24 protein-coding genes and 1 tRNA gene are annotated in these 24435 nt (G+C 72.2%); 5 read left to right on the top strand and 20 right to left on the bottom strand.

From position 1 onward, the window contains the following. The first annotated feature begins 24 nt into the window (after positions 1–24). Positions 25–1101 carry a hypothetical protein gene (locus CTE05_RS18880; RefSeq protein ID WP_146847845.1) on the top strand — a complete coding sequence of 359 codons (1077 nt, stop codon included), beginning with the start codon at positions 25–27 and terminating at the stop codon, positions 1099–1101. On the opposite strand, the gene CTE05_RS18875 is transcribed toward CTE05_RS18880, so the two are convergent. The 7 genes from CTE05_RS18875 to CTE05_RS18845 all read right to left on the bottom strand — a co-directional run bounded on the left by CTE05_RS18875 (position 1098) and on the right by CTE05_RS18845 (position 9460). After that, entirely contained in the window at positions 1098–1943 is an 846-nt protein-coding gene (locus tag CTE05_RS18875) for a hypothetical protein (RefSeq protein WP_146847844.1), read from the bottom strand. The genes CTE05_RS18880 and CTE05_RS18875 overlap by 4 nt on opposite strands. Beyond that, on the bottom strand, positions 1940–2395 hold the full coding sequence (locus CTE05_RS18870) for a hypothetical protein (RefSeq protein ID WP_146847843.1): 456 nt from the start codon (positions 2393–2395) through the stop codon (positions 1940–1942). Before CTE05_RS18870 ends, CTE05_RS18875 begins: the two co-directional genes overlap by 4 nt. A 52-nt stretch (positions 2396–2447) precedes the next feature. After that, positions 2448–4145 carry an ABC transporter ATP-binding protein gene (locus CTE05_RS18865; protein WP_146847842.1) on the bottom strand — a complete coding sequence of 566 codons (1698 nt, stop codon included), beginning with the start codon at positions 4143–4145 and terminating at the stop codon, positions 2448–2450. Continuing rightward, a complete protein-coding gene (locus CTE05_RS18860; RefSeq protein ID WP_371863380.1) occupies positions 4142–5251 on the bottom strand; it encodes an ABC transporter permease in 1110 nt (369 codons plus the stop codon). The genes CTE05_RS18865 and CTE05_RS18860 overlap by 4 nt, the downstream gene beginning before the upstream one ends. Position 5252: 1 nt before the next feature. Beyond that, positions 5253–6353: an ABC transporter permease gene (locus tag CTE05_RS18855; protein WP_146847841.1), complete on the bottom strand. Its 1101-nt coding sequence runs from the start codon at positions 6351–6353 to the stop codon at positions 5253–5255. Positions 6354–6445: 92 nt separating this feature from the next. Next, positions 6446–8095 (bottom strand): ABC transporter substrate-binding protein, encoded by a 1650-nt coding sequence (locus CTE05_RS18850; RefSeq protein WP_146847840.1) that lies wholly within the window; start codon positions 8093–8095, stop codon positions 6446–6448. Positions 8096–8236: 141 nt separating this feature from the next. Next, entirely contained in the window at positions 8237–9460 is a 1224-nt protein-coding gene (locus CTE05_RS18845) for a cation:proton antiporter domain-containing protein (protein WP_186814942.1), read from the bottom strand. 78 nt (positions 9461–9538) lie between these two features. Between CTE05_RS18845 and CTE05_RS18840 the strand changes: the two genes are divergently transcribed. Next, entirely contained in the window at positions 9539–10459 is a 921-nt protein-coding gene (locus CTE05_RS18840; protein ID WP_146847838.1) for an aldose 1-epimerase family protein, read from the top strand. A gap of 28 nt (positions 10460–10487) precedes the next feature. Here CTE05_RS18840 and CTE05_RS18835 read toward each other — a convergent pair whose 3' ends face one another. From CTE05_RS18835 to CTE05_RS18810, 6 genes are all read right to left on the bottom strand, one after another. Continuing rightward, entirely contained in the window at positions 10488–11438 is a 951-nt protein-coding gene (locus tag CTE05_RS18835) for a DUF808 domain-containing protein (RefSeq protein ID WP_146847837.1), read from the bottom strand. A 57-nt stretch (positions 11439–11495) separates the two neighbouring features. Continuing rightward, on the bottom strand, positions 11496–12056 hold the full coding sequence (locus CTE05_RS18830; protein ID WP_146847836.1) for a YqgE/AlgH family protein: 561 nt from the start codon (positions 12054–12056) through the stop codon (positions 11496–11498). Continuing rightward, the gene (locus CTE05_RS18825; RefSeq protein WP_146847835.1) at positions 12053–12622 is read right to left on the bottom strand and encodes a GNAT family N-acetyltransferase; all 570 of its coding nucleotides are present in this window, start codon (positions 12620–12622) and stop codon (positions 12053–12055) included. The genes CTE05_RS18830 and CTE05_RS18825 overlap by 4 nt, the downstream gene beginning before the upstream one ends. 21 nt (positions 12623–12643) lie before the next feature. Then, a complete protein-coding gene (locus CTE05_RS18820) occupies positions 12644–12871 on the bottom strand; it encodes a DUF7455 domain-containing protein (RefSeq protein WP_146847834.1) in 228 nt (75 codons plus the stop codon). Positions 12872–13069: 198 nt separating this feature from the next. Beyond that, a complete protein-coding gene (locus CTE05_RS18815) occupies positions 13070–13669 on the bottom strand; it encodes a YdeI/OmpD-associated family protein (protein WP_146847833.1) in 600 nt (199 codons plus the stop codon). Positions 13670–13722: 53 nt separating this feature from the next. Next, positions 13723–13795, bottom strand: a tRNA-Lys gene (locus CTE05_RS18810). 373 nt (positions 13796–14168) lie between these two features. On the opposite strand from CTE05_RS18810, the gene CTE05_RS20780 reads away from it, so the two are divergent. Both CTE05_RS20780 and CTE05_RS18800 read left to right on the top strand, forming a co-directional pair. Next, the gene (locus CTE05_RS20780) at positions 14169–15296 is read left to right on the top strand and encodes a DUF4190 domain-containing protein (protein WP_146847832.1); all 1128 of its coding nucleotides are present in this window, start codon (positions 14169–14171) and stop codon (positions 15294–15296) included. 388 nt (positions 15297–15684) lie between these two features. After that, positions 15685–17208, top strand: coding sequence for a vWA domain-containing protein (locus tag CTE05_RS18800; protein ID WP_246123756.1), 1524 nt, complete (start codon positions 15685–15687; stop codon positions 17206–17208). A gap of 17 nt (positions 17209–17225) precedes the next feature. Here the strand turns inward: CTE05_RS18800 and CTE05_RS18795 are convergent, their stop codons facing one another. The 7 genes from CTE05_RS18795 to CTE05_RS18765 all read right to left on the bottom strand — a co-directional run bounded on the left by CTE05_RS18795 (position 17226) and on the right by CTE05_RS18765 (position 23715). Next, a complete protein-coding gene (locus CTE05_RS18795; RefSeq protein ID WP_146847830.1) occupies positions 17226–17972 on the bottom strand; it encodes a hypothetical protein in 747 nt (248 codons plus the stop codon). 153 nt (positions 17973–18125) lie between these two features. Next, the gene (locus tag CTE05_RS18790; protein ID WP_146847829.1) at positions 18126–19916 is read right to left on the bottom strand and encodes a bifunctional metallophosphatase/5'-nucleotidase; all 1791 of its coding nucleotides are present in this window, start codon (positions 19914–19916) and stop codon (positions 18126–18128) included. Positions 19917–20004: 88 nt separating this feature from the next. Then, positions 20005–20643 carry a hypothetical protein gene (locus tag CTE05_RS18785; protein WP_146847828.1) on the bottom strand — a complete coding sequence of 213 codons (639 nt, stop codon included), beginning with the start codon at positions 20641–20643 and terminating at the stop codon, positions 20005–20007. Continuing rightward, positions 20640–20918, bottom strand: coding sequence for a hypothetical protein (locus tag CTE05_RS18780; protein WP_146847827.1), 279 nt, complete (start codon positions 20916–20918; stop codon positions 20640–20642). Before CTE05_RS18780 ends, CTE05_RS18785 begins: the two co-directional genes overlap by 4 nt. A gap of 10 nt (positions 20919–20928) precedes the next feature. Next, positions 20929–22374: a hypothetical protein gene (locus CTE05_RS18775; RefSeq protein WP_146847826.1), complete on the bottom strand. Its 1446-nt coding sequence runs from the start codon at positions 22372–22374 to the stop codon at positions 20929–20931. Beyond that, positions 22371–23198 carry a hypothetical protein gene (locus tag CTE05_RS18770; protein ID WP_146847825.1) on the bottom strand — a complete coding sequence of 276 codons (828 nt, stop codon included), beginning with the start codon at positions 23196–23198 and terminating at the stop codon, positions 22371–22373. Before CTE05_RS18770 ends, CTE05_RS18775 begins: the two co-directional genes overlap by 4 nt. Positions 23199–23268: 70 nt before the next feature. Continuing rightward, positions 23269–23715, bottom strand: a complete 447-nt coding sequence (locus CTE05_RS18765; RefSeq protein WP_146847824.1) for a DUF3093 family protein — start codon at positions 23713–23715, stop codon at positions 23269–23271. Positions 23716–23780: 65 nt separating this feature from the next. Here CTE05_RS18765 and CTE05_RS18760 point away from each other — a divergent pair. Then, the coding region (locus CTE05_RS18760; protein WP_146847823.1) for a VOC family protein at positions 23781–24435 on the top strand (655 nt) is incomplete at its 3' end.

Below are 24435 nucleotides of genomic sequence, written 5' to 3'. Positions count from 1 at the left end.
GTCTCGGTCGCTAGAGTCCCCCGCATGACGGACGCGAGCACGGTCGACTGGGCGGTGTTCGTGCTGGTGGTGGGCCTGCGGCTGGTGGTGCCGCTGTTCATCCCGCGCTTCCCGCTGCCCGCGATCCTCGCCGCGCTGGTGATCGACGGCGTCGACAAGTCGATCTTCGTCGCGTTCACCGGCCTGCCGCTCGACAACTACCAGTCGTACGACAAGGCGCTCGACATCTACTACCTGACCATCGCCTACCTCTCGGTGCTGCGGAACTGGCGCAACCCGTTCGCGGTCGGCGTCGCGGCGTTCCTCTGGTACTACCGGCTGGTGGGGGTGCTCCTGTTCGAGCTCACCGACCTGCGCTGGCTGCTCATGGTCTTCCCGAACACGTTCGAGTACTTCGTCATCGCGATCGAGGTGGTCCGGACGCGGTGGGACGCCGCCCGCCTGAGCAGGGCCGCGTTCCTCTGGACGGCGGGGCTGATCTGGGTGGTGATCAAGCTGCCGCAGGAGTGGTGGATCCACGTCGCGCAGCTCGACTTCACCGACGAGTTCGGGGAGCTGGTCGACGAGCACCCGTGGGTCTGGGGAGTCCTGGCGGTCCTCGCGGTGGTGCTCGTGGTGGTCGGGCGGCGCCTGGTCCGGCGGCTGCCGCCCCCCGACTGGCCGTTCACGGTGGACGCGGACCGCGTCGCAGCGCACGTGGGCTGGGTCCCCCGTGGGCCTGTCCCGGTGGCTCCGCGGGGTGTCGGTCACCTCGTCGAGAAGGTCGTCCTGGCCGGACTGGTGACCGCGGTCCTGTTCGAGTCGTACCCGCTGACCGAGGGGCGGCTCTCCGTGGTGGCCCTCGTCGTCACGGGGACGGTACTCGTCCACGCGGCGCTGGCCCTGTGGCGCGGCCGGGCGTCGCTCGGCGTCGAGGTTGCCGTCAACACCGCCATCAGCGTCGTCGCGATGCTCGTGTTCGCGGCGTTCGCCACCGGGCAGCGCGGACAGGTGTCGGTCGGCGACGTCCTGCTGTTCGCCTACGTCGTGGCTCTCGTGGTCACCCTGTACGACCGCTATACGGCCCGTCGGGAGGCGTGCGAGACGCCGGCGCTCCGCTAGGCGACCTCGGCTGGGGGCGGCCGGAACCGCCCCAGGGTGGCTGCCCCGCTGACGGCCGCGAACCACAGCAGCGCGACGAGAAGCAGCGGCGCGACCGGGGTCATCAGTGCGGTCAGCAGGAAGACGCCCTGCAGGGCGATCGTCGAGGACGATGCTGTGGCGACGCCGGAGGCCACCGCCAGGTGCGACTCCCAGCCGACCCAGGTCAGCGCCACGGCGGGCAGGACGTAGCCGGCGGCCCACACCCACCTTCGTCGGTGGTCGACCAGCACCAGGGTCCCGACGACCAGCACGAGGACCAGGGCGGCGGTGCGTACGGCGCCGTGCGCCGCCGGCGCCGACCGCACCAGGACGAGCTGCGAGGTGCCCAGCGAGGACGCCCAGATCGGCAGGGTGAGCACCATCGTCGCCACGGCGAGGGAGCGCATCGGGACCTGGGCTCCGGCGGCACGGACGGTTGCCAGCAGTCCGATCCCGGCCAGCGTCCAGAGGAGCAGGAGCAGGACGGCGACACCGATCCGGGTCGGTCCGAGCCCGGGCGGCACCGGGCTGCTCTCCGCGGAGTACGCGAACCACACCTCGGCCGACGACGTGGCCCACCACGAGCCCGTGAGCGTCACCGCAGGGACGCCGTGGAGCAGGCTCAGGCGCGCGGAGGAGGTGCGGCGCCACACCACGACCGCGGACACCGCGACCACGAGCCAGAGGCTCGCCGTCCGGTCCGGGGCCGGTGGGAGGCCCAGAACGGTCGCGAGACCGACGGCCACGGCCAGCAGAGCCACGGTGAGGCTCGAGGCACGGGCGACCCGGTCGAGGGTGGTGAGCGGCGCGGGCTCGGTCACGGGCGCTCAGCGCTCGGACCGCGTCGACGTCCCACGATCCCGATCACCGCGAGCGTCCACGTGAGGACCACCAGGGCGGTCAGGGCCGCCGAGACCGCGAACCACGGGGACGTGAAGGCGGGCGGGGCGTCCGTCCCGACCATCGCGACTGTGTAGCTGCCGCCGCCCTCCGTCCGCACCCAGACCCAGCTCAGTGCCACGGCCGGCACCGCGAAGAGCGCGACGACGCGCCGGCCCCGCCACAGCGTCAGCGCGGCGAGCAGCACGACGACCACCAGCGCGCCGACCCGGACGACGGGCACGCCGGGCGGGACGGCCGCTGCGACCATGAAGGTGCCGTCGGACGTGGTCACGTTGTCCGGCGGCGCCCACAGCGGGACCGTCGCCAGGGCGGCCAGCAGCGCGAGCACGCGTACGGGGCGCGAGCGAACCTGCTGGTCAGCGGGCGGCACGACGCCACGCTAGGAGCGGGCCGGTCCACCCGGGGGTGAACCGGCCCGACGTTCACCCGTGCGCGCGCAGGTTCCTCCACGTCTCGCGGCGGGCCGCCTGCTCGATCGGGTCGGGTACCGGCAGGGACGCGAGCAGGCGCTGCGTGTATGGGTGCTTCGGCGCGCCGAGCACCTCGTCGCCGGTGCCCTCCTCGACCAGCACCCCGCGGTGCAGCACGGCGATGCGGTGGGCCAGCAGGTCGACGACGGCCAGGTCGTGGCTGATGAACAGGCACGCGAAGCCCAGCTCGGCCTGCAGGCGGGCGAACAGGTCGAGCACCCGGGCCTGCACGGAGACGTCCAGGGCGCTGGTCGGCTCGTCGGCGATGAGCAGCTCGGGACCGAGGATGAGCGCTCGGGCCAGGCTGGCGCGCTGCCGCTGACCGCCGGACAGCTCGTGCGGGAACCGGTCGCCGAACGCCTTCGGCAGCTGCACGGCCTCCATGAGCTCGTCGACCCGCGGCCGGGCCTCCTCGGGGTTCGGCGCCAGACCGTGCACGACCATCGGCTCCGCCACGCACTGCGCGATCGTGAGCAGCGGGTTGAAGCTGGTCGCCGGGTCCTGGAAGACGAACCCGATGCGCTTGCGGACCGGCCGGAAGACCCTCTCCTTGACGTCGAGCATCTCGACGCCGTGGACCTTCAGCGACCCTCCGCTGATCGGGGTGAGCCCGGCGATGGCCCGGCCGATCGTCGTCTTGCCGCTGCCGGACTCGCCGACGAGGCCCAGCACCTCGCCGGGGCGGATGGCCAGGTTCACGCCGTCGACGGCCGTGAACGACGGCTGCCGCAGGCGGCCCGGGTAGACGATCCGCAGGTCGCTCGCCTCGACGACGGGCGTCGCCGACTCGTCGACGACCATCGCCTCGAGCTCGTCGGCCACGCGCACGCGGTCCCGCAGCCGCCGCCCGCCCACGCGGGGCACGGCGTCCAGCAGCCGCTGCGTGTACGGGTGCTGGGGCGACGAGAACAGCGTGCGGACGTCGGCCTGCTCGACGATCTCCCCGTTGAACATGACCGCGACCCGGTCGGCCAGGTCCGCGACGACGCCCATGTTGTGCGTGATCAGGACGATCGCCGACCCGAACTCCTGGGGGAGCCGGCGCAGCAGGTCGAGGATCTCGGCCTGCACGGTGACGTCGAGCGCGGTCGTCGGCTCGTCGGCGATGATCAGGCCCGGGTCCAGGACGAGCGCCTGGGCGATGACGATGCGCTGCTTCTGCCCGCCCGAGAACTGGTGCGGGTAGTGGTCGACGCGGTGCTCGGGGTCGGGGATGCCGACCAGCCGCAGGACGTCGATCGCCTGGGTGCGGGCGTCCTTGTCGGAGAGCTTGCGGTGCGCCCGCAGGCCCTCCGCGATCTGCCAGCCCACCGGGAACACCGGGTTCAGCGCGGTGGACGGCTCCTGGAAGACCATCGCGGCGTCGCGGCCGCGCACGTCGCGCAGGTCGCTGCCGCGCAGCGTGACGATGTCGTGCGTGGCCGACCCGTCCTTGCGGGTGAGCATGACGGTGCCGCTGCTCAGGGCGGTCTCGGGGAGCAGGCCCAGGATCGAGCGGGCGGTGACGGTCTTGCCGGACCCGGACTCGCCGACGATCGCGAGCACCTCCCCGGCGGCGACCTGGAGCGTGACGCCCTCGACGGCCCGGACGGTGCCGGCGTCGGTGGCGAACGAGACGTGCAGGTTCGTGATGTCGACGACGTTGGTCACCGGTCACCCCTCTCGTCGAACAGGTCGGTCGGACCCTCCAGCTCGTCGATGCTCTCGACGCCGGGGACACGGTCGGTGGCGACGCCGCCCGGCACGGCGGTGACCGGGCTCAGCGGCACGGCGGCCTTGGCGGCCCGGCGCGTCCGCAGACGCGGGTCGGCGAGGTCGTTGAGGGACTCCCCGACGAGCGTCAGGCCGAGCACGGTGAGCACGATCGCGACGCCCGGGGGGACCGCGGTCCACCAGATGCCGCTGGTCACGTCCGACAGCGACTTCGACAGGTCGTAGCCCCAGTCCGCCGCCGCCGTCGGCTCGATGCCGAACCCGAGGAACCCGAGGCCGGCCAGCGTGAGGACCGCCTCGGAGCAGTTCAGCGTGAGGATCAGGGGGAGCGTACGGGTCGAGTTGCGCAGCACGTGGCGGCCCATGATCCGCAGGTGCCCCGAGCCGATGACGCGGGCGGACTCGACGAACGCCTCCGCCTTGACGCGCACCACCTCGGCGCGGACCACGCGGAAGTACTGCGGGATCATCACGACGCTCAGGGAGATGGCCGCGGCCATCACGCCGCCCCACATCGACGACTGCCCGCCGCTGATGACGATGGCGACGACGATGGCGAGCAGCAGCGACGGGAACGCGAAGAGCGCGTCGGCGATGACGACGAGCACCCGGTCGACCCAGCCGCCGAAGTAGCCCGACACCAGGCCGAGCGCGACGCCCGCGAAGATCGACAGGGTGACGGCGACGACGATCACGAGGAAGGCGGGCCGGGCACCCCAGATCGTGCGGGAGAGGACGTCGTAGCCGCCGACCGTGGTGCCGAGCAGGTTCTGCGCCGAGGGCGGCTGCTGCGAGCCGAAGTTCACGTCGCCCGAGCTCAGCTGCGCGTACCCGTAGGGCGCCAGCAGCGGCGCGAACGCCGCGGTGACGATGAAGACGAGCATCAGGACGATGCCGATGAGCAGCATCGTGCGCTGCAGGCCGACGCTCGTGCGGACGTGGCGCACCACGGGCAGGCGCTTCCAGAGCGACGTGTGCTCGGGCGTGGCGGGTCCGGCGTGGGCGACGAGGAGGGTGGCGTCCGGTGCGGGGAGGTTCGTCATGTCAGTACCTGATCCTCGGGTCGACGAGCGCGGCGATGACGTCGACGACGAAGTTCGTCAGCGCCACCACCACGGCGAGCAGGACCACGAGACCCTGCACGGCGACGAAGTCGCGGGCCAGTAGGTACTGGACCAGCTGGAAGCCGAGGCCCTTCCACTCGAAGGTCTTCTCGGTCAGGACGGCGCCGGACAGCAGCAGCGCGACCTGCAGGCCGATGACGGTGATGATCGGGACGAGCGCGGGGCGCCAGGCGTGCTGGCGCAGCAGCCGGCGCTCGTTGACGCCGCGGGAGCGGGCCGCCTCGACGTACCCGGTGGACAGCGTGCCGATGACGTTGGTGCGGACCAGGCGCAGGAAGATGCCGCCCGTCAGCAGGCCGAGCGCGAGGGCGGGCAGGATCGCGTGCTCGAGCACGTCGAGGACCACGGCCGGGTCGCCGGTGCTGATGGCGTCGATGAGGAAGATGCCCGTCTCGGCGCCGTTGCGCTGGAGCTCGATCTGCGCGTCGGTGGACGCCCTCCCGGCGACCGGGAGCCAGCCCAGCCACACCGAGAAGATGAGCTTGAGCAGGATGCCGGCGAAGAACACGGGCGTCGCGTACGCCAGGATCCCGGAGATGCGCAGCGACGCGTCGACACCCTTGTCGCGGCGGGCGGCGGCGATGCGGCCCAGGGGGATGCCGACCAGGAGCGCGACGAGCAGCGCGTAGAACGCGAGCTCCAGGGTCGCGGCCCCGTACGTCATGACGACCTCGGTCACCGGGCGGTTGTCGGAGATCGTGGTGCCGAAGTCGCCGCGGAAGATGTTGCCCAGGTACTCGAGGTACTGCACGAGGATGGGCCGGTCGTAACCCGCCTCGGCGATGCGCTCGTCGAGCTGCTCGCGCGTCAGCCGGCCGCCCAGGGAGGCGGTGATCGGGTCACCCGTCGCCCGCATGAGGACGAAGACGGTGGTGACCAGGATGAAGATCGTCGGGAAGATCAGCAGGAAGCGGACCAGCAGGTAGCTGCCGAGATGACCCCCCGATCTCTTGCTCTTCGCGGCGGGGCTCGCCGGCGCGGGCGCGGCGTCGGTGGGCGCTCCGATGGTGGTGGAGGTCATGGGTTCCTGCCTGTGTGCGTGCGGACGTGCCGGACGGCCCCGCCCCCCGAGTGTGGCGGGGGACGGGACCGTCGGCCTGCGGTGCGGTGCGATCAGCCGTTGGCGAGCGCGCCGTAGCGGAACTTGAACGACGCGTCGAGGGTGTCCTCGGTGCCGGTCACGTCCTTGCCCACGACGGCCACCTGGGCGCCCTGGAGGTAGGGGACCGTGGACAGGTCGGCTGCGACCTTGTCCTGGATCTCCTCGATGAGCGCGGTGCGGGCGTCGGCGTCGGCCGTCGTCGCCTGCTCCAGGATGAGGTCGTTGACCTCCGGGTTGTCGTAGTGGTTCGACAGGAAGTTCTCCGTGAGGAAGAACGGCGTCAGGTAGTTGTCGGCGTCCGAGTAGTCCGGGAACCAGCCGAGCTGGTACGCGGGGTAGACGTCGGCGGTGCGGTCCTTCGAGTACTGGACCCACTCGGTGGTCTGCAGGTCGACCGCGAACAGGCCGTCCTTCTCCAGCTGGTCCTTGATCAGCGCGTACTCGTCGGCGGACGAGGGACCGTAGTGGTCGTTCGAGTACTGGAGGCTGAGCGCGACCGGCGTGGTGACGCCGGCGGCCTCGAGCGTGGCCTTCGCCTTGGCGGCGTCGGGGCCGCCGTCGCCGTCGCCGTAGAGACCCTTCAGGGACTCGGTGGCGCCGGTCAGGCCGTCCGGCACGTAGGAGTACAGGGGCGTGTAGGTGCCCTTGTAGACCTGCTCCGACAGCGGGGCCCGGTCGATCAGGTGGGCGACCGCCTGGCGGACCGCGAGGGCCTTCGCCGGGTCGGCGCCGTCCGCCTTGGTGCCGAACGGCTGCGTGTCGAAGTTGAACGTGATGTAGCGGATCTCCCCGCCGGGACCGTCGACGACCTTGACGTTGTCGTCCGTCGACAGGTCGGCGATGTCCGTCGCCGACAGGCTGCGGAACGCCACGTCGATGTTGCCCTCCTGGATGTCCAGCTTGAGGTTCGACGAGTCCGCGTAGTACTTGACGTTGACCTCGGCGGTCTTCGCCGGGGGCAGGACGCCCGCGTAGTCCGCGTACGCCTCGTACGAGATCAGCTCGTTGAAGGAGTAGCTCGTGATCGTGTACTGGCCGGCGAACGCGTTGGCGTCGACGATCTCGTTGTCCGGCGTCAGCGCGTCGGCCGCGAAGACCTCGTCGTCGACGATTGGGCCGGCGGGGCTGGACAGGATCTGCGGGAAGATCTGGTCGTTCTCCGACTTCAGGTGGAAGACCACCGTGGTGTCGTCGACGGCGTCCACGCTGTCCAGGTTGTAGAGGAGCGACGACGGGCCGTTCTCGTCCGCGATGGCGAGTTGGCGGTCGAACGAGAACTTCACGTCCGACGACGTCAGGTCGTTGCCGTTGGCCCACTTCAGGTCCGGCTTCAGCGTGACGGTGTACTCGGTCGGCGCCGTGAACTCCGCGGAGACCGCGATGTCGGGCTCGACGTCCGGGCTGCCGTACGGGGTGTTCATGAGGAACGGGAACACCTGGTTCTGGACGGCGAACGAGCCGTTGTCGTACGAGCCGGCCGGGTCGAGGCTGGTGACCTTGTCGGTGGTCCCGATGGTCAGGGCACCCCCGGCGGACGTGCTGCCGCCGTCGCCGCCCTCGTCGTCGTTGGCGCCCGAGCAGGCGGTCAGGACGAGGGCGGTGGCCGCGAGGCCGGCGGTCGCCGCGAGGACGCGACGACGGTGTGGTGCGAGGGAGGACATGCGCTACCTCTTCTGTCAGGGCCGCGGGCACGCGTCGAAAGCGGACCCGTCGGCTGTTTCTCAGTGGGCTATGGGTAGCACACCGATGTGTCAGGCATCACGAGGGTCTTACCGGTAAGTAACATCCACATCTCGGGACGGTCACGATCGGTCGGACATTGCGCGCGGCACGCCGTCGTCGTCGATCGGCTCGACCTCGGCGGCCCGGACGCCCAGCAGGCGTGCGACCAGCGGACCTGTGCCCCCGTAGACGATCGCGGTGAACAGCACCACGCCGAAGACCACGGGCACGAGCGCAGGGAACGGGTCGCCGGCGTCATCGAACTGCAACGCGAACACGCTCGCCGTCGACGCGGCGACGATGCCGCGTGGCGCCATCCAGGCGACCATCGCCCGCTCCGGACGCGACAGCACCGTGCGCACCGTCGCGAGCCCGGCCGCCAGGGGCCGGACCCCGAGCACGAGGAAGGCGAGCAGGACGAGCGTGCCCGGCAGGTAGAGCACCAGCGCGTCGAGGTCGATCCGGGCCGACAGGACGATGAACAGCGAGCCGATCAGGAGCATCCCCACGTGGCTGCCGAACTCGTGCAGCGCCTCCAGCGGCACCCACCGCTGGTTGGCCAGGGCGACCCCCAGGGCGGTCGTCGCCCACAGGCCGGACTCCTCCGCGACGGACTCCGCCGCCGCGAACGCGGCGAGCGCGACCGCGACCCCGAGCGCGACGTGGGTGGCCGACGGGGCCCGCCCGAACCGGACGACCACCAGGTACGCCGCGGCCGCCACCACGCCGGTGAGGACGCCCGCGACGGCCGTGGTGCCGAGCCCGACCCCGCTGTCGTGCAGCGCGAGGTGCATCATGCTCAGCGCGACCGTGGCGCCGATCGGGTCGATGAAGATGCCCTCGAACGCGAGGACCGACTCCAGCGGCTGCTTGGGCCTGATCACCGCGAGCAGCGGGCCGACGACCGTCGGGCCGGAGACGATGAGGATCGCCCCGATGACCGCCGCCCTGCTGAGGGGCAGGCCGAACACCCACTGGGCGATCAGCGTGGCGCAGACGCCGGTGACGACGGCGCCCGTCGTGACCAGCCCCAAGACCGGACGGCGTGCCCCGCCGTGCAGCCGGGAGAGGTCGAGCTTGAGCGACTCCTCGAACAGGAGCAGCCCCACGGCCATCGACACCAGCGGGAACAGCGCGTCGCCCAGGAGCGCGTCCGGGTCCACGAGGCCGAGGACCGGTCCGGCGAGCAGCCCGAGGACGAGCAGCACGATGATCGACGGGATGCGCACGGCACGGCCCAGGAGCTGGCCCAGCACACCGAGCAGGACGATCGCCGCGATGCCGGCCGTGAACCCGAGCTCCATGCCCGCCATTGTGTCGGGCGGGCGCTACTTTGTCGGGTGGCCCGAGCACAGGCCGCAGGCGAGCACCCAAGGAGACGTATGAGCGGCACCCCACCGTCCGGGCGGCAGTACCGCATCATGGCGGGCGGCCACGAGGCGGTCGTGACGCAGGTCGGCGCCGGGCTGCGAGAGTGCACGCTCGACGGGCGCCCGGTCCTCGACGGGTACGACGAGGACGAGCGCGCACCCGACGGCCGCGGTCAGGTCCTCGCGCCGTTCCCGAACAGGATCGCCGACGGCCGGTACACGTTCGGCGGTCGCACGTGCCAGGTCGCGATGGACGAGCCCGAGCGCGGCAACGCGATCCACGGCATGGTCCGCTGGCTGGACTGGACCGAGGTGTCGTTCACCGAGCACGACGTGGTGCTCGCCTGCGTCCTGCGTCCGCAGCCCGGCTACGCGTGGGAGCTCAGCCTGCAGGTCGGCTACCACCTGTCACCCGGCGGGCTCACGGTCGCGTCCTCGGCGACCAACACCGGCACGGAGCCGGCGCCCTTCGGCATGGGCTTCCACCCGTACGTCGGGCTCGGCGCGGACGTCGCGGGCCTAGAGCTGCTGGTGCCCGCGGGGAGCCACTCGCCGGTGCCCGCCGACCGCGACGAGCGCCCCACGCCGGTCGACGTGAGCGGCACGTCGCTCGACTTCCGCTCCGGGCGGGCGGTGGGGGACACGGTGCTGGACACCGTCTTCGGCGACCTCACGCGGGGGGACGACGGACGCGCGGTCGTGCACCTGACCGACCCGGGGAGCGCCGAGGGGGTGCGCCTGTGGGTCGACGAGAGCTTCCCGTACGTGATGGTCTACTCGGCCGACGGTGTCCTCCCGGCCGAGCGGCAGCGGCAGTCGCTGGCCGTCGAGCCGATGACCTGCCCGCCGCACGCGTTCCGGTCCGGTGCGGACCTGGTCACGCTCGCCCCCGGGGACACCTGGACGGGAACGTGGGGGCTGGCGACCGCGTGACGTGCGACGGGCGGCGCTGACCGGGCGGTCAGTGCGCGGGTTCGGCCTTCGTGCGCTTCGGGATCAGGTGCATGATGCCGACGACCACGGCACCGACCACGAGCCCGACCAGGGCCGAGCCGAGGGTGTCCACCAGCCAGGCCAGGAGGCCTCCGACGCCCGGGACGACGACGACGACGGCCTCCTCCAGGTGGTGCAGGAGGTCGTACGGGGCGTGCCAGCCGAGCTCGTCGACGCCGGCCAGCAGGATGTGCCCACCGACCCAGAGCATCGCGACGATGCCGACGGTCGACAGGACCGAGAGCACCTTCGGCATCGCGCGCACCAGCCCGCGCCCGAGCGCGGCGACCGCTCCGTTGCGGCGCTCGGCGAGGTGCAGGCCGATGTCGTCCATCTTCACGATGAGCCCGACGACGCCGTAGACGAGGACCGTGATCGCCAGCGCGACGACGGCCAGGATGAGCGTGCGGGACAGGAACGGCTCGTCGGCGACCTCGTTGAGGGCGATGACCATGATCTCGGCCGACAGGATGAAGTCCGTCCGGATCGCGCCGCGCACCATCGACTTCTCGGTGTCCTCGCCCTGGGCGGCCACCGGGGTGGTCGTGTGCTCCTTGGCGTGCCCGGTGATCAGCTCGTAGATCTTCTCCGCACCCTCGTACGCGAGGTACGTCCCGCCGACCATGAGGATCGGCGTCAGCAGCCACGGCAGGAACTGGCTGAGCAGCAGGGCCGCCGGCAGGATGAAGAGCAGCTTGTTCCGCAGCGACCCGAACGCGATCTTGCGGACGATCGGGAGCTCGCGCTTGGGCTCGAACCCGTGCACGTAGCGCGGGGTCACCGCCGTGTCGTCGATGACGACGCCGGCCGCCTTCGCGCTCGCCCGGCCCGCCGCCGCGCCCACGTCGTCGACCGACGCCGCGGCGAGCTTCGCCAGCGCCGCGATGTCGTCCAGTAGCGCGGCCAGACCGCCAGCCATCAGTTCTCCCTCGTCGTGGTGCGCGTGCGCACGGGTGATCCTGACACAGCGAGCGTCTCAGTTCAGGCTGGCGTCCGCCGCGAACGTCGACACGATCGCCAGGTCGCCGCCCTGACGGCGCAGCACCCGCCGCCACAGCTGCTCCGGCTCCGGCGTCAGCACGTCGTCCGCGACGGCGTCCACCACGTACCAGGCGCGCTCGGCGAGCTCGTCCTCCAGCTGGCCGGCACCCCATCCCGCGTGCCCGGCGAACACCCGAACGCCACCCACGTGCGCCGCCACCGACGTCGGCGCGGCGTCCAGGTCGACCAGGCCGAACCGGCCCGTCAGGCGGTCGACGTCGGGCGACGTGCCGGCACCGTGGGGGAGCACCGCGACGCCCATCGCACCGTCGAGCCCGACCGGCCCGCCGTGGAACAGCCGTGGCGGGTCGCTCACGACGTCCTGCCAGTCGGGCAGGACGACGCCGACGTCCACGGACGACGGGCGGTTCAGCACCACGCCGACCGCACCTTCCGGGCCGTGGTCGAGCAGCAGGATGACGGTCCGGAAGAACGTGGGCTCGCGCAGGCGCGGTGTCGCGACGAGGAGCCGGCCGCGCAGGGCTGCGTCGGTCATCCGGACACCTCCCGCCGCATGACCACCCGCGGCCGGCCGCCGCTGTGTCCCGTCGTGGCCGCGGCCTGCGTGAACCCCGCGGCCTCGAACAGCCGGCTCGTCCCCACGTACCCGGAGATGACGTCCACCCGCTCGTCCGGGGCGATGGTCACCGGGTAGCCCTCGACCACCTCGGCGCCGTGCGCGGCGGCGTGCGCGACCGCTCCCTCGAGCAGCTCGTGCATGACGCCCTGGCGCCGGAACGCCGGCCGGACCACGAAGCACACGACGCTCCACGCGTCGCGGTCGTCCACGAACGGGATGGTCCGCGAGCGCATCAGCCGCCGGTACGTGCTCCGGGGCGCGACCGAGCACCAGCCCGCCACCTCACCGTCCACGTACGCCAGCACGCCCGGACCAGGTTCGGTGGCGCACTCGTCGCGCATGTACTGCGCCCGCTCGTCGTTGGGCACGCGGCTGTCCCGGTACGCCATGCACCAGCAGCCGGCGCCCCCAGGCTTCTTGACGCCGACCACCTCGACGAAGTCGTCGTACCGCCCGACGGCGGGGAGCACCTCGATGGCCATCCACCCAGGCTACGGAACGTCTCAGACGCGCTCGGGTGCCTGCTCGTCGATCCGGTGCCGCTCGTCGAGGATCGTCGCGCCGGCCGCGACCAGCTTGACCTCGTGGGCGCGGAAGTGGTGGCCGCAGAACAGCAGGTCCAGCCCGTCGGCCAGCGTCGCCTTGACGAACGCCTGCGCGCCGCAGCGGTCGCACCGGTCCTGCCGGGTCAGCTCGGCGGCCGCGGGAGCGTCGATGGTGGCGATCGTCATGTCGAGTACCTCGTCTCGGTGCAGGGGCGGAGCGGGGGCTCCGTGTGTGCTGCTCATCCGAACCATCGGTCGAGGGCGGACCATTCCGTCAGGGTGTTCGCTCAGCGGGGAACTGCTTCACCTGGAAAGGGGCGCAGGCGCAGACCGGAATACCCGGCGCACGAGAGTGGCCCGTGACCTGCGGTGACGAGGGCCGCCCTAGGAGTCGGACCGCGACTTCGGTGTCGGGTACGGCGTCGTGCCCGCAGCGAGGCCGTCGGTGAGCTGCTCGATGCGGCGGGCGCGGGTCTCCGGGCGCACCGCGGTCTGGATGCGAGCCAGGAAGGCGAACCGGTTGCGGCCGTCCAGCGCGGCGAAGGTCTCCGTGAGGTCGCGCGCGGCCAGAGCAGCCGCGAGGTCGTCGGGAACCACCGCCGTGGACGGGCTGTCGTACGCCGCGTCCCAGCGGCCGTCCGCCTTCGCCCTCTCGACCTCGGCCAGGCCGGCGGGTCGCATCCGCCCCTCGGCGGTGAGCCGCGCGATGCGCTCGCGGTTGATCTTCGACCAGACGCTCCGCGCGCGCCGCGGGGTGAAGCGCTGGACGTACCAGTCGTCGTCGAGCCGCCGGGCGATGCCGTCGATCCAGCCGAAGCAGAGCGCCACGTCCACGGCCGTCGTCCAGTCGATCGACGGGACGCCCGTGCCCTTCTTCGCCATCCGAACCCAGACGTGCGTGGCGCTCGCGGCGTTCTCGGCGAGCCAGGCCTCGAACGCCTCGCCGGTGTCGAAGAACACCGCGTCGGTGTGGTCCATCGACATGGCGGCAGCCTAGGGCTCGGGGGTGACAGGCCAGGTCGGGCACGGTGATCGGGTGGGCCCCGTGGGGATCGAACCCACAACCCGCGGATTAAAAGTCCGCTGCTCTGCCAGTTGAGCTAGAGGCCCGGGGGATGCGCTCGTGGTCCGTGGAACCCTCGGGGCAAGCCCCGTGAGGTCGGTCCGCGTCCTCCGTGACTGGATCCCATCACGGAAGCCGGTCCGGTGGCGAGGCGGTGCCTGGGTCGGGCGCGTGTCGTGCGCCGCACACGCTCGCGTTCCTCCCCATGAGTCGACCGAACGTCAGGTGCGTGAGCCGCGGGAGCGCGCCGACCGTCGGACTGCGCGGTCCCGTCGTGACGGATCCGCGCTCGCACTCGGTCCGCGTCGGGGTCCGGGCGGTCGATGCGCTGAGGGTACGGCAGACCGTCGGGTGCGGTGCGCGGGTGAACCTCGTCAGTAGGGCGCCACGCGGCGCCCCGGCCTCCACTACGGTGCGCGGGTGAGTGAGCAGACGGGGCTCGGGCCCAGCGGTACGCCGTTCGTCCCGCCGGGCGGTCCCCGCCCGTCGGCTGACGCCGGGCAGGCGGCGGCCGGGCCCCATCCTTCCGCGACGTCTCCGTACGCCGTGCCGACTGCGGGGGACGCGTCGCCCTTCGCTCCGCCCGCACCCCACCCGACGCCGGGGACCGCGCCGTACGGCCAGTACACGCAGCCCGGCCCGTACGCCCAGCCCGGCCCGTACGCCCGGCCCGGCCCGCACACCCCGCCGGGCACGTACCCGCAGGCCGACGCGTACGGACCGGCCGTCCCGTTCGCGCAGCCTCCCGTGTACGGCGCGCCGCCTGCGTACGGTGCGCCGCAGCCCTACGGCGGGCCCCTGCCGTATGGCGTGCCCGCCTACGGTGGGCCCCCGTCGTACGGCACGCCCGGTGCCCCGGGGACCGCCTTCGGGTACGGCGTCGTCGAGCCGCCCCCGGACGGCCTGGCAATCGCGTCGCTCGTGACCAGCATCGCGGGCCTGCTGGTCCTCGGCGGGCTTCCGGGTCCCGTCGGCGTGGGCCTGGGGATCGGCGCGTTGCGCAGGATCCGGCGCCGCGGCACGCGGGGTCGCGGGATGGCGATCGCCGGTGTGGTCGTGGGAGCGGTGAGCACCCTCGTATGCATCGGCTGGGTGTGGCTCGCGGTGTGGGCGGCGTCGAGCCCTGGCGTGGTCAGCGACTTCGCCGCCGGGGACGAGCTCCCCGACTACTCGCTGCGCTCGGACCTCGTCGTCGGCGACTGTCTGCGCGAGTACCCGGGGTCGTGGGACCTCGGCACGGCCGACCCGGTGGACTGCGGCGAGGCGCACGCCCTGCAGATCGTGGCGGTCCTGCCGATGTCGGGTCCGGTCGACGCCTTGGCGGACCCGTCGGACGCGGGCTACGACCGCGGGTTCGCGGAGTGCTCGGCGATGATCGAGCGCGCAGCGCCGGGCATCCTCGACGACTGGGTCGTCTGGACGGACGTGAGCTTCCCGCACCCGGACGACTGGTCGACGGGTGCGACGACGGCGTACTGCGCGGCGGCGACGGAGTACCCGGACCTGCGGGGGTCGGTGCTCGACGGATCGGTCACGGTGCGGGACTAGTCGTCCTCTTCTGTGTGGATATCCACCCAGGGTTGTGGAGGAAACGTGAAGCAGCCCTCCTGGTGATTCTTTTTGTGCAGGCGACCGGCGTCGGAAAAGTCACGGCGCGGGCACTATTTCTCTGGGCCGCCGTTGCGCCTCTCGGGTGACGATCTCCCTGGTCATGGGCGTGTGCCGGGGCGGCTGAGGGTGTGCAGTCCGTTACCCGAACGGGATGTTTGCGTGACCGTGTCGTGCTGGTCCCGGCTCTCGCGGAGCGCCACGCTTCAGTCCTCGAACAATGGAGGAAGCGATGCGCGTTCGGTCATTGATGGGTGCCCTTTCCCCTGCGAAGACGCCTGCCCGGGCGAACGGTCGTGACACGGCGCCGACGCGCGTCGTCGCCGCGGTGGCCGTGCTCGCTGTCGTGGGCACGCTCGCTGCCTGCAGCGGCGCGGACGGCATGAGCGACGCCTCCTACGACGAGGGCATCGCCTACGACGACTCGGTCGCCCCCGAGCAGTGGCGCGACGTCCCGACGGACGACCAGGAGGAGTACGACGACTCCCCGGAGCAGACGTTCCAGGACGTGACGACGAGCCCGTTGTCGACGTTCGCGTCCGACGTCGACACCGCGTCGTACAGCAACCTGCGCCGCCAGCTGCGTCAAGGCGTCGCGCCGGAGGGCGTGCGGATCGAGGAGCTGGTCAACTACTTCGACTACGACTACCCGACCCCGGAGCCGGGCGCGGAGGACCCGTTCACGGTCACGACCCAGGTCGCCCGGTCGCCGTGGTCGCCGGACCACCAGCTCGCGATGATCGGTGTGCAGGCCACCGCCGCGACGGGCACCAGCCGCGGGAACAACATCGTCTTCCTGCTCGACGTGTCGGGCTCGATGGACGAGCCGAACAAGCTGCCGCTGCTCGCCGACTCCTTCGAGCTGCTGGTCGAGCAGCTCGACGAGGACGACACCGTCTCGATCGTGACCTACGCCGGCAGCGACCAGGTGCTCGCCGACTCCGTGCCGGGCGACCGGCGCGACGAGCTCGTGGGGATCCTGCGCGAGCTGCAGGCGGGAGGCTCGACCGGCGGCGCGCAGGGCCTGCAGACCGCGTACGAGCTCGCTGCCGAGAACTTCGTCGAGGGCGGCAACAACCGGGTCATCCTGGCGACCGACGGCGACTTCAACGTCGGCCCGTCGACCCCCGAGCAGCTCACGGACCTGATCGAGGAGCACGCGAGGTCCGGGGTCTACATCTCGGTGCTCGGCTTCGGCATGGGGAACCTCAAGGACAACACGATGGAAGCCATCGCCGACCACGGGAACGGCAACTACGCGTACATCGACACCCTCGACGAGGCGCGCAAGGTCCTGGTGGACGAGTTCGACTTGACGATGTTCGTCGTCGCCCAGGACCTCAAGGTCCAGGTCGAGTTCAACCCTGCGACCGTCGCCCAGTACCGGCTGCTGGGCTACGACAACCGGCGCCTGGAGGACGAGGAGTTCGACGACGACACCAAGGACGCCGGTGACGTCGGCGCCGGGCACGAGGTCACGGCCTTCTACGAGCTGGTCCCGGCCCGCGAGGGGGCGCAGGTCGACGACCTGGACTACCAGGACGTCGAGTCGGGGCAGTCCAGCGACTTCCTGACCGTCCACGTGCGCTACAAGCAGCCGGGCGCCGGCACGAGCACGGAGGCCGTGTTCCCGGCGAGGGCGAGCGTGTTCACCACCAGGCCGACGAGCGACTTCAGGTTCGCCTCCGCGGTCGTCGAGTTCGCCCTGGCCGTCACCGGGTCGCCGCACGCCGAGGACGCCAGCGCCACCCGGGCGCGCGAACGCGCCGAGGCCGCACTCGGCGAGGACGTCTACGGCCTGCGGTCCGAGTTCGTCGGCCTGATCGACACCTACCAGGAGATCGCCGGCTGACCGGGCGCGCCTCTCGGTCAGTGCGTCGGCAGCGTGATCGGCCGGGGCGGGAGCGTCGAGGCGTCCAGCAGCCGTCGGTCTCCGAGAGGCTCGGCCAGCTCGACCGTGAACGGGGTCGGGGGGTTGGACTGGCAGTCGTGTCCGCCGTCCCGGGGCTCGACCGTGATCACGACCTCGACGGTGCTGGCCGTCTCGCGCAGCGTCGCCAGCTCGACGCGACCGTCGGCGTCCTCGCCGCTGTTGCACGACCTCTCGGTGACCAGGAGAGCGACCGCCGTCGACCCGGGGGTCGGCGGTCCGGCCGGGTCGAGCGTCACCGTGGCGCTGCCGGCGCCGGGGGCGGACGAGGTGATCGCGCAGGTGCCGAGCGCGGAGAGCATCCAGGCCGGTGAGCTCGGGAGGTTCGGCGCGTCGACCAGGGTGATGACCATGCGTTCGTGGGTGCGGACGTCGCCCGCACCCTGGTCGACGGGCTCGGCCAGCTCACGCAGCAGCACGACCTCCGTCGGAGTCGTGGCCGCGATCGCCCACTCCGCGGGGTCGATCGGCGGCACGTTCGTCCCGGCGAGGGCGTCCCGGCCGGTGGCGTCGAGCTCGGTCGCCGGCCGGGGGTCGGTGAGGGTCTCGGCGGGGATCGACGTCCCCATGCAGTCGTAGGAGTCCGACGCCCCGCCGGTCCCGGCGCACCCGGCGAGGGTGGCGGTCACGGCGAGGACCGCGCAGGCGAGGACGCCGTGACCGGTCCTGCGTCCCGCCGTCGTCATCGAGGCCTCCTGCGGCCAAGGATGCCGGTCGGTGGCTGCGCAGGAGCCCTCGTCCAGGTCACAGCTCGATCTCGACCGGGGTCGCCGCCGTCGCCACGATCCGGCCCCACCGCTCCGAGGCGGCGACCGACCGACCTCTCCCCGTGAGGGCGGTCAGGGGATCCGCGTGATCCTGTTCTGCGGTCCCGGCCCGACGGGTCCGGCACCGACGTAGGCGGCGAGCGAGTCGACGTCGAAACCGGGCGCCGTCACGCGGTCGGTGGCGGCCGTGAGGGTGGTGAAACCGTCGCCCCCGTTCGCGAGGAAGTCGTTGGTGCTCACCCGGTAGGTCCCGGCCGGGTCGACCGGGGTGCCGTTCAGCGCCATCGCGCTGACCCGGCTCCCGAGCGCCGCGGAGGCGGTGTAGGTGTAGGTGAAGCCGTCGGACACCTGCAGGATCCTGGTGGTCGACTGCCCGGCGTAGCCCGCGAACTGCTGCTCGAGGACCTCCTTGAGCTGGGCGCCGGTGAGCGTCACGGTGACCACGAGGTTGTTGAACGGCTGCACCGTGAACACCTCGCCGTAGGTGACCTGCCCGGGCGCCTCGCCGCCGGGCGAGGCCGTGTAGATCAGGTCCGCCCGGATGCCGCCGGGGTTCATCAGGGCCAGCTGGGCGCCGGCCGACGACGTGTAGGCGACCATGCCGTCGGCGATCACGTCGCCCAGCGTGCTCTCGCCCGCGGCGTTCGCGGTCCGCGTGATGTCGGCGCTGATCGACCCGACGACCCGGTTGGCCAGCGGTGCCACCGCGGCTCGGTACTTGTCGGCGATGGCCTTGGCGGCGGGGTCGACGGTGGCGGGGTTGCGGACGAACACGCCGGGCGCGGACTGCTGCCAGGTCCCGTCCGCGTTCTTGACGCCGTTCTCGACGATCAGGTTGCGCGCGTCGGCCGCGACGATCGTCTTGGCCCGCTTGTCGAGCGTCATGGAGATGTCCGTCAGGACCGTGCCGTTGGACCCTGCGCTGGTCACGACGGTGCTGGCGCCGGACGAGTTCGGCAGTGCGCAGCTGTACGCCCGGTGCGTGTGCCCGCTGACGACCACGCCGTATGCCGGGTCCAGCTGGGACACGATGCCGGTGACGGCTCCGGAGAAGCCCGTGCAGCCGCTCGGGTCCGGGGTCGCGCCGGTCTGCTGGCCGCCCTCGTGCAGCAGCAGGACGATCGACCGGACGCCGTGGTGCCGCCGCAGCTCGCGGGCGTAGCGGTTGGCGGTCTCCGCCTCGTCGAGGAAGCTCACGCTCGTGATCCCCGCCGGGTTCACGATGCTCGGCGTCCCCTCGAGCGTCATCCCGACGAACGCCACCTTGATGCCGCCGACCTTCTCGATCGTGTACGGCGCGAGGATGGGGCGGGTGGTGGTCTTGTCGACGACGTTCGCCGCCAGGATCGGGTAGTCCGCCCCGGCGAACCCATCGCCGTCCAGGCAGCCGTCGACCGGGTGGCAGCCGCCGTTCTGCAGGCGGAGCAGCTCCGTGACGCCCTCGTCGAACTCGTGGTTCCCGACGCTCGTCACGTCGAGGCCCAGGCTGTTCATCTCGTCGACGGTCGGCTCGTCGTGGAACGCCGCACTGACGAGCGGGCTCGCGCCGACGAGGTCCCCGGCGGCCACCGTGAAGCTGTACGGCGACTCCTGCTCCTGCTGGGCGCGCAGGGTCTTGACCGCGGTGGCGAGGTACTCGACGCCGCCCGCGGGGGTGCCGTTGACCAGGCCGCCGCTGCCCGTCGGCGGGTCGATCGCGCCGTGGAAGTCGTTGAAGGCGATGAGGTTGACGGTCACCGTCTTGGCGGGCTTGGGGGGCTTCGGGGGCTTGCCGTGCGCGTCGGCGGCGGTGGCACCGGTCAGGATCAGGGCAAGGGCGGCGACGGTGGCGGCAGCACCCTGGCGCCGGCGACGGATCTGCATGGGGGGCTCCTCGATCACGCTCGGACAACCAGCCACCCTGCCCCGTATAGCCCGTTTTGGGAAGAGAGGGTCGCGGGTGGGGCCGTCCCTAGAGGAACTCGAGGCGCGCGATGCGCTGGGCCTTCGGCAGCAGCCCCTTGTGGACCTGGTCCAGGACCCACAGGACGGGCATGAGGACCTCGACCAGGCTCGCCGACTCCTGCCAGGTCACCGTGGGTGGTCCGGACGGTGAGCGGGGGTGTCCCGGCACGGGACGCAGGGTGTGGGTGACGACGGGGGAACGCTCGCCGTCCCGCGTGAGCTCCATGCGGTCGGCGATGAGGGTGCCGGCGGGGCGCCACCGCCAGGTCCGGTCCTGCGGCCCGTCCACGCGGAACTCCCACCGGTCGCGTCCGCTGCGTTCCCGGGTGACCTCGATCGTGCCGCCCAGGACGGTCAGCGGCATGACCGTGTAGTCCCACACGAACGTGTCCTGACCGGTGCGGACACCCTCGGCCTTGCCGGACGCCACCTCGCGGGCCTCACCGTCGGGGCCGGTCACCGAGCACGCCAGGACGCGCCCGAGCCGCCAGTGGACGTCGACGTGGTGGCCGGCGACGTCCAGGGTGCACCGGTGCACGTGGGGTGCCGTCGTGCGGGTGCCCTGGAACTGCAGGTGGGTCAGGGCGTCGACGACGTCGACCGTCCCTGCCGTGCCGAGCGGCGCCCAGACGTCGGGCCCGGTCACTGCGGCTGGTTCGCCCGGGCGTCGCGCTCGTCCTGCTCGCGCTCCGCCGCCCGGCCGGCCTCCCCCCGCACGCGCGACGCCTCCTCGCGCAGGTTGCGTGCCGACGTCCGCGCGGCGGTGCGCCACTGGTCGAGCGCGCCCCGCACGTCGTCCGCGTTGGCGCACTCCCACTCCGGCGAGCGGGGCACCCCCCACGCGACGTCGACGCAGGTCTCGACGTCGTCGGCGAGCGTGTCGAGGTCCCGTGCCTTGGCGTACAGGTCCGCTGAGGTCATCGCGTCCTCCCTAGAACCAGTTCATGGGGTTGAGGTCGGACTCCTTGATGTCGTCCAGGCGGTCGCCGGCCCAGTCGGCGGCGTCGTCCGCCCGGTCGCCCACCCAGTCGGCGGCGTCGTCGACCGCGGCGGTGATGTCGTCCCAGTGCTCGACGACCTCGGCGCCCGCCCAGACCAGCCCGGTCACCGCGACGAGCCCGAGGGTCACCGGGTTGGGGGCGATGAGCGCGGCGGTCATGGAGGCGTTGAACGCGGTCTCGGCGTACTCGCCGATGACGTGCGCCTTGCCCTCCGTGCCCCCGTTCTCCCACATCTCGCCGTGCTCGTCCCAGTTGTTCACGAGACCGACGACGCCGTCGACCGTGGCCAGGCCGCTCCCGGCGACGCCGAGGACACGCAGCGCCCCGGCGCTGGAGGCCATCGTGCGCAGCCCGGACTGGTTCGCCATCGTCAGGAGGTTGCCCGCGCCGCGCCCGTAGGTGACGCCCGTGACCGTGTTCGTCCAGGGGCGACCGAACACGTTGTTGCCCCAGCCGGCGAGCCGGGTAGCGAGCTGCCCGGTGCTGGTGGTCTGCAGGATCGACGAGACCCACGTGGTGCTGGCCACGCCGGGGCGGGACGTGAGCAGCTTGGCCAGGAGGGTCGGCTTCGTCTGGCCGGCGACCTGGTACGGCTTGACCGCCTGCGAGGTCCGCTGCACCCACGCGTCGAAGTCCTCGACCGTGGACGCGGTGCGCAGCAGGAGCTTCTGCGTGAGGTTGGGGACGAAGGCGCCGGGCCGGGTGAACTGGGTCTTGCCGTTGATGTAGTTGGCGTCGGCGGCGTTGAGCGCACCGCTGAGCCAGTTCGCGAGGCCCGGGCGACCGGACGCGACCAGGGCGTTGAGCCCGGGGTCCACGATGCCGCGCTGGGCCATCCACCGGACCAGCGCGGGGCCGCCCTTGAGGATGACCTGGGAGACCGCGGCGGTGGTGCCGACGCTGGCGACGACCAGGTTCTGGACGTCGTTGTAGGCGTCGACGAGCTTCTCGGCCTGCTCGGCGTCGCTCATGCCGGTGAGCTTCTGCAGCGCCCGAGCCTGGAGCTGCTCGAACCACTCGCTGAGGTTGGCGGGGTCCTCGGTCCAGGCGTCGGCGGGGGTGTCGGCGACCTCGAGCGCGAGCGCGGCGTCCTCGATGCGCATCGACTGCCCGGCGATCTCGAGCGCCTGGTCGCCGCTCATGCGGACCCCGGCGAACGACGGGTTCGCCTGGGCCATCTGCTCCAGCACGCCGATGCGGGCCTGCAGGTCGCGTGCAGTGTCCACCGCCCACTGGTCCGCACCCCGCAGCCCGGCGAGCTCGGTGCCGGCGCCCAGGCGGTCCGCGCGGGACATCAGGTCCGGCAGGGCGTACGACAGGTCGTCCAGGGCGATGACCGTCGCCGCGAGGACGTCCTTGTCGACCTTGACGGTCACGGCGTGGGGACCCGGTCGAGCACCGCCCGCAGGTCCGCCGACGACGGCAGCAGCCCGGCGAGCAGCTTCCAGGCCTCCCCGCCGGTGACGGGCTGGAAGTGGGCGACGGTGTCGGGGGTGATGTCCTCGGCCCGCAGGGGCTCGGCCGGCTGCTCGCGGACCCAGTACCCGCCCGGCCCGCAGTCCCACAGGACCAGGCCCCGGGCGTCCGTCGCGATGTCCGGTCCCCACACCAGGGTCACCCGGGCGGTGGCCTCCAGGAACGACAGCGTCGCCATGAGCATCGTGCGGTCCTGGTCCGCGAGCTCGGCGCCGAAGAACCGCTCCAGCTGCGCGGTCGCCACGATGCGCGTGGGCTCCCACGCGTCCTCGGACAGGGCCATCGTCTGTACCACGGCGTCGATCGCCCGCAGCGGGACCGTGAACGGGGTCGCGACGCGCGGCACCTCGCGGCGGCGCAGCCCGACGAGCCGCGCCAGGATCCAGAGGATCTGCGGCAGCTCGTCCTGGCTGTAGACCGTGGCACCACCGTCGGGCCACGGGTCGGAGTACCAGACGGTCTCCTCGCGCACCGCGAGCAGCGCGTTCGTGGCACCCTGCGGGCCCGCGATCTCGACGGCGCACTCGATCATCGGCTCCGAGACGGTCCGCACCAGGTCGAGCACGAGCGGCGCGATGTCGCCGTCGGCGTCGACGATCCCGGCGTCGACGAGCGCCTGCCGGGCCTCGGCCGCGACCGGCTCGGCGTTGTGGACCAGCCGCAGGGTCTCGAACTCGTCGTCGCTCAGCGAGATCCGTCGCCGCACCACATCCAGCTGCGCCATGCTCAAGGTCTCCTCGGGGGTGTCGATGCCGGGCGAAACCTTACCGGGCGGGCACGTCCCCCACCGGGCGTCAGGGCACGTCCGCGCGGAACGGCACCAGCGCCTCGTCGAGCGCCGCGCGCAGCGCCTCCGGGGCCTTCGCCTGCACCAGCGTCGTCTGGCCGTCGCGCATCGTGAGCCCCACGACGTGCGTGCCCATGGCCTGCGCGTACGCGCCGCCGATGATCTTGCCGGAGAGGGCCTCGCCCGGCTTCGACACGCCCCACGGGTGGATGTCCGCGAGGGGCACCCGAGCCCTCCCGACGCGCAGCAGCGTGTCCGTGAGCGTGATGTTGCCGTACCGCCCGGTGCTCCACAGGGTGATCGCCGCGATGACGCCGAGCATGCCGACGATCGTGGTCGGCATCCACGGGGAGGAGGTGTCGACGAGGAAGAGGCCGAGCCACGCGACGACGCAGATCCCGAGGAGGACGAGCCACGCGCGACGGCTGGGGGAGCGTTCCTGGTACCGGATCACCCGGGCATCCTAGGACGCACGGGACGGGAGGCGAGCCCGGTCCCACCCGACCTACGGTGTCCACCATGTACCTGGAGAACCTCGTCTTCGACGCCGTCGACCCGCAGCGGGTGGGCCGGTTCTGGGAGGCGGTGGTCGGCGGAGAGCGGCTGACCGACGAGCCCGACGGCTTCGAGACGAGGCTCGCCGTCGAGGGCGGACCCGTGCTCGACCTGTGCTTCCAGCGGGTGCCCGAGCGACCGGCCGACCCGCCGCGGCTCCACCTGGACCTGCGCGGCGGGGACCGGCAGGCCGAGGAGGTCGACCGGCTGCTCGCGCTGGGTGCTCGGCTGCTCGACATCGGTCAGGGCGACGTGCCGTGGGTCGTCCTGGCCGACCCCGAGGGCAACCCCTGCTGCGTCATGGAGGACAGGTCGGTGTACACCGACACCGGACCCATCGCGGTGCTGCCGCTCGACTGCGCCGACCCCGACCGGGACGCGGGCTTCTGGTCGTGGCTGACGGGCTGGACGGACGCGCCCGGCGTCGCACCGCGCACCCTGCGTCACCCGTCTCGCCGCGGTCCGCTCCTCGACCTGTGCCCCGAGCCGGCAGGCAAGGGCCCGGAGAAGAACCGGCTGCACCTCGACATCCGGCTCGAGGCCGGGGACGACCCCGACGAGGTCGCGGCGGGCATCGCCGACCGCGGCGGCCGCGAGCTCCACCCGCAGTGGGCTCGCG

The organism is Cellulomonas terrae (genome assembly GCF_007990265.1).
Taxonomy (GTDB): domain Bacteria; phylum Actinomycetota; class Actinomycetes; order Actinomycetales; family Cellulomonadaceae; genus Cellulomonas; species Cellulomonas terrae.
The sequence above is the reverse complement of the archived record's forward strand: the minus strand, read 5'-3'. Positions and strand labels throughout refer to the sequence as shown.

Coding starts and splice junctions, on each gene's coding strand:
- CTE05_RS18770 (WP_146847825.1), bottom strand. CDS start 23,198: ATGGCGCAGCTGGATGTGGTGCGGCGACGGATCTCGCTGAGCGACGAC.
- CTE05_RS18835 (WP_146847837.1), bottom strand. CDS start 11,438: ATGGCTGGCGGTCTGGCCGCGCTACTGGACGACATCGCGGCGCTGGCG.
- CTE05_RS18855 (WP_146847841.1), bottom strand. CDS start 6,353: ATGACCTCCACCACCATCGGAGCGCCCACCGACGCCGCGCCCGCGCCG.
- CTE05_RS18845 (WP_186814942.1), bottom strand. CDS start 9,460: ATGGAGCTCGGGTTCACGGCCGGCATCGCGGCGATCGTCCTGCTCGGT.
- CTE05_RS18850 (WP_146847840.1), bottom strand. CDS start 8,095: ATGTCCTCCCTCGCACCACACCGTCGTCGCGTCCTCGCGGCGACCGCC.
- CTE05_RS18825 (WP_146847835.1), bottom strand. CDS start 12,622: ATGGCCATCGAGGTGCTCCCCGCCGTCGGGCGGTACGACGACTTCGTC.
- CTE05_RS18880 (WP_146847845.1), top strand. CDS start 25: ATGACGGACGCGAGCACGGTCGACTGGGCGGTGTTCGTGCTGGTGGTG.
- CTE05_RS18840 (WP_146847838.1), top strand. CDS start 9,539: ATGAGCGGCACCCCACCGTCCGGGCGGCAGTACCGCATCATGGCGGGC.
- CTE05_RS18860 (WP_371863380.1), bottom strand. CDS start 5,251: ATGACGAACCTCCCCGCACCGGACGCCACCCTCCTCGTCGCCCACGCC.
- CTE05_RS18780 (WP_146847827.1), bottom strand. CDS start 20,918: ATGACCTCAGCGGACCTGTACGCCAAGGCACGGGACCTCGACACGCTC.
- CTE05_RS18795 (WP_146847830.1), bottom strand. CDS start 17,972: ATGACGACGGCGGGACGCAGGACCGGTCACGGCGTCCTCGCCTGCGCG.
- CTE05_RS18790 (WP_146847829.1), bottom strand. CDS start 19,916: ATGCAGATCCGTCGCCGGCGCCAGGGTGCTGCCGCCACCGTCGCCGCC.
- CTE05_RS18820 (WP_146847834.1), bottom strand. CDS start 12,871: ATGACGATCGCCACCATCGACGCTCCCGCGGCCGCCGAGCTGACCCGG.
- CTE05_RS18830 (WP_146847836.1), bottom strand. CDS start 12,056: ATGACCGACGCAGCCCTGCGCGGCCGGCTCCTCGTCGCGACACCGCGC.
- CTE05_RS18815 (WP_146847833.1), bottom strand. CDS start 13,669: ATGTCGATGGACCACACCGACGCGGTGTTCTTCGACACCGGCGAGGCG.